Origin of the sequence: Rothia sp. P4278 (assembly GCF_048512945.1) — a bacterium.
In the GTDB taxonomy this organism is placed as follows: domain Bacteria; phylum Actinomycetota; class Actinomycetes; order Actinomycetales; family Micrococcaceae; genus Rothia.
Map to the genome: position 1 here is coordinate 1 of NZ_JBLXXU010000010.1, position 1,048 is coordinate 1,048.

1 pseudogene is annotated in these 1,048 nt (G+C 60.3%); it reads right to left on the reverse strand.

The annotated features are described in order from the left end of the window. Positions 1-1,048, reverse strand: a pseudogene (locus ACN085_RS10520) (hypothetical protein); the annotation flags it as partial.

The following is a 1,048-nucleotide window of genomic DNA, read 5'->3' on the forward strand; positions in this document are numbered from 1 at the left end:
TTGAGCTGGTTGGCTCCCTGGTTGAGTGAGGACGTGCCTTGCGCCAGGGTGGATGCGCCAGCCTCTAAGGAGGAGGTGCCATCTGCCAAGCTGGTGGCTCCGGTAGCAAGTGATGAGGTCCCGTCATGGAGGTTATGGGCACCGGTAGCAAGTGATGAGGTGCCATCTGCCAGTGCTGCTGCCCCGTCATTAGCCTGGGATACTGCACCGGCTAGAGCTCCGAGATTTTTGCTGAGGGCTCCGACTGAGCTATCTAGCTCCTGGGCACCCTGTGAGAGAGCGCTGGCACCCTCTGCTAGGGTGGTGGCTCCGGTAGCGGTTTGGCTAGCTCCGGTTTTTAAGCTATTTGCTCCACCGGCTAGTTTGGTTAGCCCGCTGTTTTCATCGCCGACCAGTGCCTGGGTGCCTGCAGCTAGGGTGTTTGCCCCGGAATCCAGCGCCTTAGTTCCTGCTGAGAGTTTACCGGCCCCGGTGTTGAGCTCTTGGAGGGCAGCTCGCTTCTGTTCGTCTGTAAGCTTGTCCCAATTATCTAGTAGGGATTGGGTGCCCGCAGCTAGGGTGGTGGCTCCGGTGGTGAGCTCGTCGGTAGCGCCGGCTAGGTTGGTGGCTCCGGTGGCCAGGTCTTGTGCCCCGCCCAGGGCTTTATCTGCTCCTTGGGAGAGCGCTTCAGCCCCAGAGCTCACCTGATTAGTAGCTTCTTTGAGCTCTTGTGCCCCAGCAGCTAGGTTGGATGCGCCTGTTGTAAGTGAACCGGTGGCATCGGTCAGGGCGGGAAGTTTTTCGGGTAGGGTGGCTACACTCTCGTTGAGTTGGGTCAGGCCCTTAGAGAGGCTAGAAGCCCCTGCCTTGACCTGGTCCGCACCGGTTGCCAGGGAAGATGCCCCACCATTGACCCGGTCTGCACCCTTGGCTAGGGATGATGCTCCCTCGTTAACCTGGCTGGTGCCCTGCGCCAGGGTGGATGCTCCTTGGTCAACCTTGCTGGTGCCCTGAGCTAGGGATGATGCGCCTTGGGAGAGGGATGAGGCGCCTTGGTCAACCTTGCTGG